This window comes from Collinsella sp. AM23-17 (assembly GCF_003470945.1).
Taxonomy (GTDB): Bacteria; Actinomycetota; Coriobacteriia; order Coriobacteriales; family Coriobacteriaceae; genus Collinsella; species Collinsella aerofaciens_O.
Window position 1 is genome coordinate 1 of sequence record NZ_QRHU01000041.1, and the last position, 257, is coordinate 257.

Here is a 257-nt window from a genome sequence, read left to right on the forward strand (position 1 = left end):
CTTGACAGTGGATTGGGTCATATGAGCGAGCGGGCTCCGGGTGCCCCAAGTTGCCGCGAAAGAGGAGGGAAGCGTACTTTATGTACGCGACCGACGATTGAGGGGCAAGATGGGGTGCCCGGGGCTCGCGCAGCGTCAACAAAAAACGCGGTTCGTTAGAACCGCGTAAGATAGTTGGAGCGGACAACGGGGCGTCTGCGTATTCGCTTCGCGGATCCGCACCGGCTTCGGCCGCCTGCCGGCGTCCTCGCCAGCTC